This is a genomic window from Neptunomonas sp., from assembly GCF_016744175.1.
Taxonomy (GTDB): domain Bacteria; phylum Pseudomonadota; class Gammaproteobacteria; order Pseudomonadales; family Balneatricaceae; genus Neptunomonas.
This window is the reverse complement of sequence record NZ_JADGEV010000067.1, coordinates 1-13,555: the sequence shown is the minus strand read 5'-3', so window position 1 is coordinate 13,555 and position 13,555 is coordinate 1. Positions and strand designations below refer to the sequence as shown.

At 40.7% G+C, this 13,555-nt stretch carries 10 protein-coding genes; 6 read left to right on the top strand and 4 right to left on the bottom strand.

Annotated elements, in window-relative coordinates; all coding sequences use genetic code 11:
* The 3 genes from QZZ55_RS18850 to QZZ55_RS18840 all read left to right on the top strand — a co-directional run.
* Positions 1-2,550 (top strand): methyl-accepting chemotaxis protein (locus QZZ55_RS18850; RefSeq protein WP_293268970.1); only part of this gene is annotated, 2,550 nt, incomplete at its 5' end.
* Positions 2,551-2,759: 209 nt separating this feature from the next.
* On the top strand, positions 2,760-3,824 hold the full coding sequence (locus QZZ55_RS18845; RefSeq protein WP_293268969.1) for an NADP-dependent oxidoreductase: 1,065 nt from the start codon (positions 2,760-2,762) through the stop codon (positions 3,822-3,824).
* A gap of 32 nt (positions 3,825-3,856) precedes the next feature.
* Positions 3,857-4,534: a type 1 glutamine amidotransferase domain-containing protein gene (locus tag QZZ55_RS18840; RefSeq protein ID WP_293268968.1), complete on the top strand. Its 678-nt coding sequence runs from the start codon at positions 3,857-3,859 to the stop codon at positions 4,532-4,534.
* Between the two features lie 65 nt (positions 4,535-4,599).
* On the opposite strand, the gene QZZ55_RS18835 is transcribed toward QZZ55_RS18840, so the two are convergent.
* The gene (locus QZZ55_RS18835) at positions 4,600-5,613 is read right to left on the bottom strand and encodes a patatin-like phospholipase family protein (RefSeq protein WP_366512354.1); all 1,014 of its coding nucleotides are present in this window, start codon (positions 5,611-5,613) and stop codon (positions 4,600-4,602) included.
* A gap of 73 nt (positions 5,614-5,686) precedes the next feature.
* Positions 5,687-6,472: a 3-hydroxybutyrate dehydrogenase gene (locus QZZ55_RS18830; protein WP_293268967.1), complete on the bottom strand. Its 786-nt coding sequence runs from the start codon at positions 6,470-6,472 to the stop codon at positions 5,687-5,689.
* Between the two features lie 450 nt (positions 6,473-6,922).
* Between QZZ55_RS18830 and QZZ55_RS18825 the strand changes: the two genes are divergently transcribed.
* From QZZ55_RS18825 to QZZ55_RS18815, 3 genes are read left to right on the top strand one after another with little or no spacing between them, the layout of a single operon-like run.
* Entirely contained in the window at positions 6,923-9,010 is a 2,088-nt protein-coding gene (locus QZZ55_RS18825; RefSeq protein WP_293268966.1) for a TonB-dependent receptor, read from the top strand.
* A gap of 56 nt (positions 9,011-9,066) precedes the next feature.
* Positions 9,067-9,966, top strand: coding sequence for an ABC transporter substrate binding protein (locus tag QZZ55_RS18820; RefSeq protein ID WP_293268965.1), 900 nt, complete (start codon positions 9,067-9,069; stop codon positions 9,964-9,966).
* A 58-nt stretch (positions 9,967-10,024) separates the two neighbouring features.
* Positions 10,025-12,610 carry an ATP-binding protein gene (locus tag QZZ55_RS18815; RefSeq protein ID WP_366512353.1) on the top strand — a complete coding sequence of 862 codons (2,586 nt, stop codon included), beginning with the start codon at positions 10,025-10,027 and terminating at the stop codon, positions 12,608-12,610.
* 16 nt (positions 12,611-12,626) lie between these two features.
* Here the strand turns inward: QZZ55_RS18815 and QZZ55_RS18810 are convergent, their stop codons facing one another.
* Together QZZ55_RS18810 and QZZ55_RS18805 are read right to left on the bottom strand one after the other, a co-directional pair.
* Positions 12,627-13,001: a hypothetical protein gene (locus QZZ55_RS18810; RefSeq protein WP_293268964.1), complete on the bottom strand. Its 375-nt coding sequence runs from the start codon at positions 12,999-13,001 to the stop codon at positions 12,627-12,629.
* A 1-nt stretch (position 13,002) separates the two neighbouring features.
* The gene (locus QZZ55_RS18805; protein ID WP_293268963.1) at positions 13,003-13,482 is read right to left on the bottom strand and encodes a DUF2489 domain-containing protein; all 480 of its coding nucleotides are present in this window, start codon (positions 13,480-13,482) and stop codon (positions 13,003-13,005) included.
* Positions 13,483-13,555 lie beyond the last annotated feature (73 nt).

Genomic DNA, 13,555 nt, shown 5'->3' with positions numbered 1-13,555 from the left:
ATACATAACGAAATCGCTAAACACGATTATTTGGAGATTTTTTTGAAGCTAATTAACAACTTAAATATAAGTGCAAAGCTGCTCATCAGCTTTCTACTGGTTGGCATCGTTCCGTTTACAGTGTTAGCAATGCTTTCTATTTATAAAGCCAGTGACTCTCTATCAAAACAAAGTTATCAACAGCTAGATGCCGTTCGTAGTATAAAAGCCCGGCAAATAGAAAACTTTATGGCTATTAGCCGTCGAGATACTATTAGCCTTGCAGCTACACTCAGCACTCTCTTAAACACAGGCACCCTTCAACAAGCCATAGCAAACAAGAACTTAACAGGGCGCGCTGCAGGAAAGAATTTATTTAATACCTACTTAGATAATCATGACTATGACGATTTACTATTAATTGAGCCTAGTGGGCTGATCTCATATTCCGCAGCTAAAAAACCAGACTATCTTACAAATTTGATGACAGGGTCTTATCGAAAATCACACCTGAGTGACCTTTTTCGAACCATAATGCAAACGGGACGCTACACGGAAGTAGATTTTTCACCTTACGAAGCAAGCGCAGGGGCCCCAGAGCGATTTGTAGGCGCACCTGTTTATAATGCACTTGGAACGCTCGCTTTAGTTGTAGTGCTTGAAATCCCTATCGAGCCTATTAATGACATTATGGGTATACGTGAGGGGATGGGAGACAGCGGTGAATCTTATCTTGTGGGCTCTGACTTCCTCATGCGATCTGACTCCTTTCTTGATCCAAAAAACCACTCCGTTGCAGCGTCCTTTGCTAACCCCTCTACCGGAAAAATAACAACAGAGGCAGCAAGAGCGGCCATCAAGGGAGAAACAGGGAGCCAGCTAATAATTGATTACAACGGTAACCTTGTACTCTCTTCTTACGCTCCCATTAATGTTGGAAGCGAGCGCTGGGGGTTATTGGTTGAGATTGATGAAGCGGAAGCCTTTTCGGCCGTCGCCACTTTAAAGCTCTGGATCATTCTTATTGGTATTTTTGGCATTCTCGTTATCTCTTTGGCGGCTTGGCGCATTTCACAAAAAATAACTCAACCCATTTCTCAACTTGCACAAACAATACGCCACGTTGAAGAAAGCGGGGATTTCTCTGCTCGCCTAAGCATATTAAACGAAGATGAAATAGGACAAGCCAGCAAAGCTATTAACCAACTGTTACAAGGCACTCAAAATGCATTAGCAGATACTAAAATTGTTATGAGCAAGATAGCCGAGGGGGACTTCTCAACAAGAGTGACACGTACTTTGCGAGGGGATCTTGACGGCTTAAAACAGGCAATCAATAGCAATGCCGAACAAACTCAGACAAGTCTAGAAACACTCAGACAATTAATGGAGCGCTTATCTGCCGGTGAATTTGATGTTGCTATAAAGACCGAGCTTCCCGGTGATTATCAGCAGATAGTCAGTATTACGCAAATAGCCATGCGAGATATAGGCAATGCAATTAGAGAAGTTAATAATATTATGGAGGCTATGGCCAAAGGCGAATTCGATCTACGAATTGAAAGCGCCTTGCCTGGCCAGCTACACTTTCTCAAAGATAACCTCAATGAATCATTAGATGCGGTAAAAGCGGCGACATCTGAGGCATTACTTGTTGCTGAACTACAATCCAAAGGAAACTTAGTAGCGCGGATTGATGGGCATTATAAAGGGCAGTTTAATGAGCTGAAACAAGCCATAAATCATGGCCAGCACTCTATTTCAAAATTGGTCAACGAAGCCCGAACAGCTGTCAGAGATGTATCCAGCGCTACTCAGGAAATATCTCTAGGCAATAACGATTTATCTGAACGAACCCAAGAGCAAGCCATATCAATAGAAAAAACCAGCATCCGTATAGAACAAATCAGCACAACAATTCAAACCAATGCAAGCAATGCGGCCCAAGCAAGCAAAGTGGTGAACCGAGCCAAGCAAATAACGGCTCATGGTGCTGACGTTATGACAGGTGCTATTGAAGCCATGTCAGCAATCCAAGCATCCAGCAAACATATTGCAGAAATTACCGGTTTAATTGATAGCATTGCTTTTCAAACAAATCTATTGGCTCTTAACGCTGCGGTTGAGGCAGCAAGGGCTGGCGAGCAAGGGCGTGGGTTTGCGGTGGTCGCTGGTGAGGTTCGCAGCTTATCTCAAAAGTCTGCTCAAGCTGCACGCGATATAAAGGAACTGATAAAAGATACCACCGAGAAAATCAAAGAAGGTACAGAGCAAGTTCAGCTGTCATCTAATGCTCTTGAAGACATCACCAACAGCATAGAAGAAGTATCCTTGCTTACGGTGCAAATCAGCGAAGCTAGCCAGGAACAGGCCGACGCTATTATTCCAATCAATCATTCCATCATCTCGATCGATGACATTACTCAACAAAATGCAGCACTTGTGGAAGAAATTTCTGCTGCAGCAGGTTCAATGCACGATCAAGCGAATGGACTAAACACTTTGATGCAACGCTTTGTCAGCGAACAACTACCGGCAGAAACACTCGATAGCGTACCCACACACACATAAATACTGACCTTTTTAAACTTCCCACATAGGGCTTTCTCAAGCGCAAAGCCACGGCGAGTGCAGATAGAGGATAGTGGCTTATATAGCACGTCCCTCCTCTAGCAACAGATTAAAGCCAAAATCTGCAACCTATGCACAATAGTTTTTTCAATTCTTCATTACCTATAATCATGATGATTATTTTTATAATGCATTGGATGCATGTCGTATTGAAGATTACAGTAGCCATATTCTCTGACACCGACTCTTTTCAAGGCATGAATATGTATATCGAAGTAAACCGTGAAATACAGCTCGTTCGCCGCCCTTCAGGCATCCCAACCCCGGAAGACTTCAGCATTGTTACTGTACCTGTAAATGTTTTAAAAGAGGGTGAAGTTCTCATTAAAAACTCGTGGATGTCTGTAGACCCCTACATGCGTGGCCGTATGCTGGAACGCAAAAGCTACATTGAACCCTTTGCTCTAAATGAAACCTTATCAGGCGGAGCTGTTGGACAAGTAATGGAGTCAAATAACCCTATGCTTCCTGTGGGCAGTAAAGTAGCCAACATGAGCGGATGGCGAGAGTACTTCACGACAGACGGAACAGATGTGCAGCCTTTGCCAGAAACAGAAATACCAGACCAAGCCTTTCTAGGCGTACTTGGTATGCCTGGCATGACTGCATTCACTGGGCTTACAAAGATTGCTCATATTAAAGAGGGAGATACCGTATTTGTTTCTGCCGCATCAGGTGCAGTAGGAGCAATCGTCTGCCAGATTGCCAAATTAAAAGGTTGTTTTGTTGTCGGTAGCGTTGGATCTGATGAAAAAGCACACTACTTAACACATGAGCTGGGTGTCGATGCTGTTGTAAATTATAAAACCACTGATAACTTACAAGAAAGCATTGCCCAAGCCTGTCCACAGGGCATTGATGTCTACTTTGAAAATGTTGGCGGTGAGCATTTAGAAGCGGTTCTTAATCTCATGAATGATTATGGCAGAATTGCTGTGTGCGGAATGATCGACCAATACAACGCAACATCGCCGAAAGCAGGGCCAACAAATTTATCTCAGATAATTATTAAAAAACTAACCATACAGGGATTTATCATCTTTGATCACTGGAGTGAATACCCAGCCTTTGCTACGCAGATGACGCAGTGGATACAGCAAGGAAAAATCACTGCACAAGAAACTGTATTTGAAGGAATTGAACAAGCCCCTAACGCTTTTATCGGACTATTTACCGGAAAGAATATAGGCAAAATGCTAGTAAAACTGAGTTAGTTTTTGATTAACCGTATAGAGGAACAAACACAATGAATATTCTTTTCGTACTCACTTCACATGACACACTAGGTAACACTGGAGAAAAAACAGGTTTTTGGATTGAGGAGTTTGCCTCTCCGTATTACATTTTCTCTGATGCTCAAGCTAATATCACACTAGCATCTCCAGCAGGGGGGCAGCCTCCTATCGACCCAAAAAGTGAACTAGAAGACTTTCAAACAGACGACACTCGTCGTTTTGATCAAGATACTGTACTGCAAACTAAGTTAGCCAACACAATCAAACTAACCGACGTTTCTGCTAATGACTTTGATGCTATTTTTTATCCCGGTGGACATGGCCCTATGTGGGACCTTACGAACAATACTGTATCCATCAAACTGATAGAAAGCTTCTTGAAACAAGGAAAGCCAGTTTCTGCTGTCTGCCATGCACCCAGCGTGCTGCTGAATACCAAAGATGCTGCAGGTGAGTTTCTTTTCAAAGGGAAAAAAATCACAGGCTTCAGCAATACCGAGGAAGCAGCCGTTGGTTTAACTGAGATAGTTCCATTTCTACTGGAAGACGAGCTTAAGAAACAAGGCGGCCTCTATAGCCAAGGAGCTGATTGGAGCCCTTATGTTGTCGAAGATGGGTTGCTCATCACAGGTCAAAATCCAGCCTCTTCCGCTGCCGTCGCCAGCACTGTCCTCGCCAAGCTGAACTAAAGTTTTTTGAAAATAAAAAAGGAGCCACTAGGCTCCTTCTTTTATTACTGCAGTATCACACAGCTTTATGAAAATTCTTTCACAAGGTCTAACGTTGAACGTTCGCCCAAATCATCATAGTTCGCATCAAGAAACACTCTTGCTGATTCACGACCAATATCACGAAGGTGAGTCAAGAACTCCCACTCTGCATTCATTTTACTAGAAGCGGACAATGGGTTTAATTGCTCGGTCGCATCGATACGATGTACTAAAATATCGGCGTAATGTTCTTTATCAAGTTTATTCTCATGCAATAACCGATGTACAAACTCAACACTACGTAACTCCCGTAACAGAGAGGTATTAAAGGATATCTCATTCACTCTATTAAGGATTTCACGCGCTGTTTTTGGTGTTTCATTTCGCTCAATAGGATTAACCTGAACAATCAATACATCCCGTGACTTTGTCCCTTGAAAGAGAGGATATAAAGGAGGGTTCCCCACATAGCCACCATCCCAATACGGAACACCATCAATCTCTACAGCCTGATATAAAAAAGGCAAACAGGCAGAAGCCAGTACCATGTCAGGTGTTAACTCATCACGTTCGAAAACTTTTATTTTCCCTGAGTGAACATTGGTCGCAGCGATAAAAAGCTTAACATCACTACAAGCTCTGACTTTTTCAAAATCGATGCTCGATTCAACCAATTCTCGTAAAGGGTTAATGTTCAGAGGGTTGGTGTCATAAGGTGATGCTACTCGGCTTAATAAGTCATACATCAGGTATGCAGGCGAACTTTCCATATCCCAACGTCCGGTAAGCACATCCATAGGCGTTCGCTTGAGTGGGCTGTACTTTCCCATTTCAGATACCTTTCGCCAAAATGTTTCTAACGACTCTCTAGCACCGTCTGCACCGCCGTTCATATAGCCTTGTGCCAGTACGACAGCATTCATTGCTCCCGCACTTGTACCTGAAATACCTTCAACACTGACACGCCCATCTTCCATAAAGTGATCCAATACCCCCCAGGTAAAGGCTCCATGAGACCCGCCTCCCTGTAGTGCAAGATTTACTGACTTTTTACGCATCAGTGCTGTATTCCTAGTTAGTGTATTTCATTCAAAAAAAGGTGACTTTACATAAGCCATCATAATTAACCAATTATTGAGCTACCCACCCACCTTCAACAGGCAAGGTAGTGCCCGTGATCGAAGCAGCACCGTTACTGCATAAGAACACAGCAGTTGCAGCAATCTCTTCAACCGTAACAAACTTTTTGGTAGGTTGTGCTTTTAACATGACATCTTGCTTGACTTGCTCTTCTGTAATACCACGGGCTTTCGCTGTGTCTGCGACCTGCTTTTCAACTAATGGCGTCCACACATAACCAGGTGCTATAGCATTCACCGTCGTTCCATATTCAGCTAACTCCAGCGCAACAGTTTTTGTAAATCCAGCAACACCATGTTTTGCAGCAACATAAGCTGACTTAAATGGAGAAGCAACTAATGCATGTGCAGATGCGGTATTAATAATACGTCCCCAGCCACGTTGCTTCATACCGGGAATAGCCGCTTTAGTAGAGTGGAAGACAGCAGTTAAGTTAATAGCAATAATCGCATCCCATTTTGCTTCAGGAAACTCGTCAACAGGTGATACGAACTGAATACCCGCGTTGTTTACAAGAATATCAACAGAGCCTAATTCTTTTTCTGCATCAGTAATCATCCCTGTAATTTCAGTTGGCTTTAGCATATTCGCAGGCGAAAAGAGGGCCTTAACGCTAAAATCTGCTTCTATTGCCGCACGTATTTCTTCATTTTCTTCCGGAGTACCCAGGCCATTAATAACAACATTCGCACCTTGTTCAGCCAACCCTCTCGCGATAGCCAAACCAATTCCAGAAGTAGAGCCTGTAATTACCGCATTTTTACCTTTCAGCATCATCCATTATCCTATGAAAATAATTTTCTTCAGCATCTGGATCGGCGCTTTCAATTACCCTAATTCCAGATCTATTAAGGAATGACATTAACATATGTTTTGCACTGCACAAAACATCACTAAAAAATAAGTAACCCTGAACTAAACATTTGACGACAACACTACTGTACGTGGGCTTACTGTATGAGTGAGCTTAATACGGCGCCACCATAGCTCTGAGATTAATTTAGTTAGTAATGAACTATGCTTATCCAACGATTAATGGAAGAGTTTAGAATTTAAACTACTCCCTTCTCTTTAAATTCGTTATTCTTCTAGTATTTTTTGAGTCATTATTTAGCATGCTGGATTGGGTACTAACAAATAACGGGTTTGTTATCGAAGCAATAATTATGCTGGGCATCATTATCTATGTCGGTACGCGTATTTAATTTTTAAAATACTAGGTGTTCTATGGTTTATTCCCGCTTAACTCGTTTCTCACAATTACTGATTATCTCGTCATTATCCGTAATGAGCCCACTCTCTTACGGATATAGTGAAACAGACTTTTTTAGTGATATTCCAGAAATAGTCTCAGCTACACGTATTTCTCAAGATATATCAGAAGCACCAGTATCGACAACCGTCATTACACAAGAGTTAATTCAGGCCTCATCTGCTACAAATATTGCCGAGCTACTTAAACTAGCGCCTGGGTTTCAAGTCTATACAACCAACGCAAATAAGTACGCAGTAACCTACCACGGAGCATCGGGAGAGTTTCCCAGAAACTTAGACATTCGCATTAACGGGCGTCCGGTCTATATCCCTCTACTGTCTACTGTTGCATGGAACACGTTAGGGATATCTATGAACGATATCCAGCGTATAGAAGTAGTTCGCGGCTCAAATGTCCCTTCATATGGCTCAAATGCATTGATGGGAGCCATCAACATAGTCACGAAGACACCCATTGAACAAACATCTCACAAATTAACAACGACAGTGGGTGAGCAAGGAACGAGGGAAGTCACCGCATCATTTAGTGGGAAAGCCAATAACCTGTATTACCGACTGAGCTTGGGCCATGAAGAAAATAATGGCTTTGATTTTCAGCAAGACGGAGAGAATGTGAATTTAGGTAACATACACCTAATATTCACCCCATCTCTCTATGACAGCATTGATTTCACTGCTGGTTTCAATAATGGAATCATGGGAATTGGAAGCGGTGACAGTTTAAGTGATTACCAAGATAGAGAACAATATTCCAATTTTCAGCACCTTCAATGGAATCATGTCATAAATGAAACACATGAGCTAAATACCCAGCTATATCATAATTACCTTAAGCTTAAGACTGAGTCGATTAATACGTCAACACTCTTAAAAGACCCTGGGCTCGTTAAGCTAAATAGTCAACTAGCACTTGTCGCTAACGCACTAGGCAGCAATTACCCCTTCTCAAGCAGTCACGTTAGCGATTTTAGTGTTGTCACCAGTGCGGAAAATGGCAGCACGGAAACATTCGGAGGCGAGATCCAACATACTTACTCACCAATATCCTCTTTAACTATAGCCTCCGGTTTAGGCCTTCGTTACGAAAAAGCAACCAGCCCCGCCTTACTAAATACCAATGAAGCCGTCGATGAAGAGATTTACTTCATATTTAGCAACCTTGAATGGAAGCAAACCGCTAAACTTACATGGAACGCAGGCATCATGTCTGAGTTTTCTTCCATCACAGACCCAGCTACTTCTGTAAGAATTGCCTCTAATTATAAATTGACTGACAAATTGGTCGTACGTGCTGCTGCCACTCAAGCATTTCGTACCCCGTCATTACTTGAAGAAAACAGCAACAGTGCCTATATATTTCCTGAGGGAGTCCCTTACGATTTTATTGCATTCTCAAATGATGATCTAGAATCAGAAAAACTAAATGCAGCTGAACTAGGTTTGTTCATGCTGCTCCCTGAAAAAAGCGGCTTCATTGATCTAAAACTCTTCCACGAACGCATTTCAAATGGAATTAATAGTTGGTTTTATGAAGGCCCAATGGACTTACTTTCAATTGCTCAGGGCTATACAGATGAAGTAAGGGAATTACGAAATGCATCCGACAGAAAATCGCGTGGTCTTGAAATTCAAGCAAGCATAAAACCCAACGATAAAGATCTTATCCATTTTGCTTACAGCATTATGAAGATAACGGGTATACAAAGAAGAGGAGAGCTCCAAAGAAAATCTGATAAGTTGTATGACAACACAGCTCCTCGCCATACAGCAACATTGCTGCTTAACCACAAGTTCACGGAGTCATTAGATAGTAGTTTGATTTTCAATTATATGTCTGAGGTTCAATGGCTAGATAGCAGCTTAACCGAAAGCTACAAAACAGTTGATTTTAAACTCACTAAATCTTTCCCTACAGGCTATAACCAAAACCTCAGCACCAGCCTACTGGTAAAGAATCTTTTTGATCAACAGTACTCTCAGTTCCAAGAAAAGAATAATTTTGAACGCCGGTTATACTTAACTATGGCATTAGACTTTTAAACATCTGGCATGGATAGCCTAAACATATGCAATATTGGATAGGGATAACAAGAAAAATGAACAAGGCAGTGTTAACTGCCCTCTTCACGCTCATCCCTATTCTTTGCGCTGCGAGTAATCCGCCACGCATAACACTCATACTCAGCTCAGAACAACAAGTCTACCAAAGAGTAGCTGATAGTATTAAGTCTTCGCTAGAAACAACCGTCACTATTGAAGAACATACTCTAGACTCCATTGACGGCATGCAGACACCCCCTGAAATAATACTCACCGTAGGATCTGCAGCCTTCAAGAAAGCCTTAGAAAGATTTCATTCTCTCCCTGTTATAGCAAGCTTTCTTCCTCGACGGGTATATGAAAAAATGGTCAAATCGTCCTCATCAGCTTTACAAAACACAACCGCCATTTTCATAGATCAACCCATGAAACGTCAACTGTCTCTCGCTCGATTACTTACCCCTTCTGGTACAACGATAGGAACAGTATTCGGTGCATCATCTATTAGTGAAAGACAGCGCTTATTTAATGCCGCACAAGAAACTGGATTTACGGTAAATTCAGTCGTACTCAATAGTAATGACAACCCAGTAAACACACTACAGCCCATCATTCAAAAAGCAGATGTTTTTTTAGCTATACCCGATCAATCAGCCTTTAATAGAGCGAGTGCTAAATGGTCATTATTTATTGCACTTCGATTAAAAAAACCATTGATTGGTTTTTCAGAAAAATATGTCGATGCTGGCGCGCTTGCATCTTTATACTCCTCACCCGAACAAATAGGCCAACATGCAGCGGAAACGCTCAATACATACTTAACAACCAATTTACTTCCACCTCCAGAGCATCCGAAATACTTCACTGTAAAGGTTAATCAAACATCGGCTAAAACAATTGGGATTCAAATAGATAATGCAGAAGTAATTCAACAACAATTGGGAGGTTACCATTAAAAACTCTCCTAACCAGCTATTCCGCATAGGTATTAGAAAGCGAATACTGCTACTAACATTGCTTCCATTGCTTTTTATATCTTTTTTACTAGGTGGATATATAACTTACACTCGTTTGCAGGATGCGGAACACTCCTTATTAGAACGAGGACAACTGTTAGCTCGCCTGATTGCATCATCATCAGAATTCGGATTCATTACAAATAACAGTGAGTTACTCAAAACGCTGAGCAAAGGACCTTTGCTAGAACAAGATGTATCCGACATATTATTCTTAAATGGAAAGTATGAGTTAATGTTGCGCTCAGCTAAATTTCCAGTAGATATTCAAATAGCATCTGGCCAAACATATAAGCAAGGAGAGCACTGGTACTTCACTCAGCCAATTATTACCACGGGCATCCCCTTTTTAGATAATTCTGAATTCCAAGAAGCGGAACAAATAGTAGAAACTATCGGGTGGGTCATTGTTGTCATATCTGAATCAAGAAAAGTAAAAAAAGAAGAACAGATATTCATTGCTAACTCTGCTTTATTACTTTTGGCTTTCATCTTTACATTCTTTTTAGCGCAACGGTTTGGTAAACGCATAAGCGTACCTATTCTTGAACTTACTCAAGCAATGAAAAAAATTCAAGCAGGCCAATACTCTACACGTATCACGAATAGTTACACAGGAGAGTTTAACTACCTAGCCATAGGCCTAAATAGCCTAGCCGATACAGTTCATCAGTCAATCAAAAACCAAGAACATAAAATAGAATTAGCAACACGAAAATTGCAATTCACTTTGCACCATTTAGAACAACAAAACAGCGCTTTAGCTGCTGCAAGAAAGCGTGCTGATGAAGCAAATAAAGCAAAGGATGAATTCTTAGCAAGAATGAGCCATGAGCTGCGCACACCCTTAACCTCAGTAGTTGGTTTCGCCAAGCTATTAAAACAAAGCCCCTGTACCGATGAACAATTAGAGCATATAAGAATCATCAACCAAACATCACAAATGCTGCTTTCTATCATAGATGACATCCTGGATTTTTCTAAACTTCAGCAAGATGCCATCGTAATAGAACATATACCATTTAGTTTAGAAGATGCTGTTTATGATGTACTCGAAATGCAAGCTCCCCAGGCTCATGATAAAGGTTTAGAGCTAATTGCCCACCTGCCTGAAACAGAGAATCTAAGCATTATCGGAGACCCTACAAGGTTCCGCCAAGTTATATCAAACATCATATCAAATGCTGTTAAATTCACAGAGAATGGATCCGTTGAAGTCCACTTAACCTGCAAGCAACTAAATAAGAAGCAAAGTTTATTCACGATCAACATTATCGATACAGGTATCGGGATCCCCCATCAACAGTTAGAGCAGCTATTTAAAGCTTTTATGCAGGCAGATACTTCTATAACAAGACGGTTCGGCGGTTCTGGGCTTGGTCTTGTCATAGCTAAAAAACTAACTGAAATCATGGGAGGCAAGCTTTCTATGACCAGCAAGGAAGGCCAAGGAACTACTTTAACACTAGACTTGCCCTTAAAAACAACCGTTAGCGAGAGTAAAGGTATTACATATTCATCAGAGTTAAGTTCTACCATTGTTTATTATGAAAAAAACAACTCTCTTAGAAAAGCAGTGACTACTATTTTAACAAGACAAACAAACGAAGTAATTACTGCAAATAAAGTAGAAGATATTCCAGACCTATCACAGAATGGACAGATTATAATTATAGGTATTCCTGCCAATAAAAAGGAGCAAGAAGCAACTTTCAATGCAGTCTGCAGTATTGCTAAACAGAATAATGAGCTAATACTTATCTCCCCCAACTGCGCCAGCCTGCCTTTCACGGGTGAGAACATAACCGTTTTGAATAAACCGGCGAGGCCAAAGCATCTCTTTCAAGCATCAAACATAAATACTCAAATCAAGAAAAAAGATATTGAGCAGTACACGCCACATAAAAATATTAGAGTGGTAGTTGCTGAAGATAATGAGTTTAATAGCATTCTTATTAAGAAAATTCTTCAAAGTTTTAATATTCAAACATTTATTGCTAAGACCGGCGTAGAAGCAATTACGTTAGTTGAAAAAAAACATCCTGATATTGTACTAATGGACGCTCATATGCCTATCATGGATGGTTTTCAAGCAACGCGGCGTATCAAAGAACTATGGCCAACTCTTCCTATTATTGCCTTAACCGCTAACATTATTGAAAATGAACATATAGCTTTATATGAAGCAGGTGTTTCGAAAGTATTGCTAAAACCTATTAATGACTCACAATTATTTGAAACTATTTGCGCTCTCACTACAGATGAAACTCAAAAACAACATAACGAAACACCACCTACTGGACACACGACAGACCTAACAAAATATAGCATACAGCCTCAGCAATTAGAGGAAGAGCTACAATCATTAAGTAAGCAGCTACAAGCAGCTTTCAAAGCTTATGAAATTGACACTATCGGCGAAATAAATCATCAAATTGCAGGAATCTCAGGGCTATATGAACTACCCGAAATTGAATGCTGTGTATCGAATTTACAAGAATTAATAACAGCAAACACCATTAGTTGGCACGATATATGGAAAACTATATGGCGTCTAATACGGTTACTAGATAATAAAAACTAAAGTGCTTTTTATACCATCAAAATGATCGGTAAGTAGGCTCTTGATCTATTAACTCCTTTAACGCCAAGCCGATCAAGCTTAAACGCTGCATGCCCTCATCGTTGTACCGATAGCACCCTGAACCAAATGATACATCTCGATGCTCCTCTGCTTGCAACTCCAGCTCATAGCATTGTAAACGAATACACTCTAAAGCTGGGTCATGTAAGATAGTAACACCAACAAACACCACCCACTGATCAGCATTACCTTTCCCGTCACATAGATCGGAAATCAAATGACATGCATTCATGCGAGTAGGACGGTAAACCGGTGGGCGACCAAATAGCATAGCGATGACAAGTAACAACAAAAAGAATAGGCAGATAATAAAAACGACAATAAAATCCACTTTAATGGAGAGCTCTATTCAACTCGGAATTAAGAACACCTGCTGCTTCAATAACTTCATCAGCATGTTTTTTTTCTATACCAGCCATGAATTTCTCATACTTTCTTTTAGTGCGCTTATCGAGGCTTTTCCATGCTTTTAATATGGGTATATGTTCTGTTTCATTAAACACATCTGAAAAAACTTTATAAGCACTCTTATTATGGAACTCAGGGTCTAAATGGTCGATCAATACTTTAACCCTAATCGAACCCTCTACAACACCAACTTGACCGCTCATCAATGCTTGCGATAATACTTTAAGACTATCAAGAACATAAGTATATTTTTCTTGGCGAACTCTATTAATCTGTTGAGTTTGTTCTTGTTTTGCTTCTCGGTTTTTCTTTAAAAGCAGGTATTTTTTATAAATAAATACCAAGAGAAAAACAATAATAAGTACTCCGAAAGCAATCATTGAAATTATGACTGGTTCTGACATCGATTAACCTGCTGACTTAACAACGTTGATAAAAAATAAATAATACAGGAAAAGCACCGAGGGCCCTAGAGCT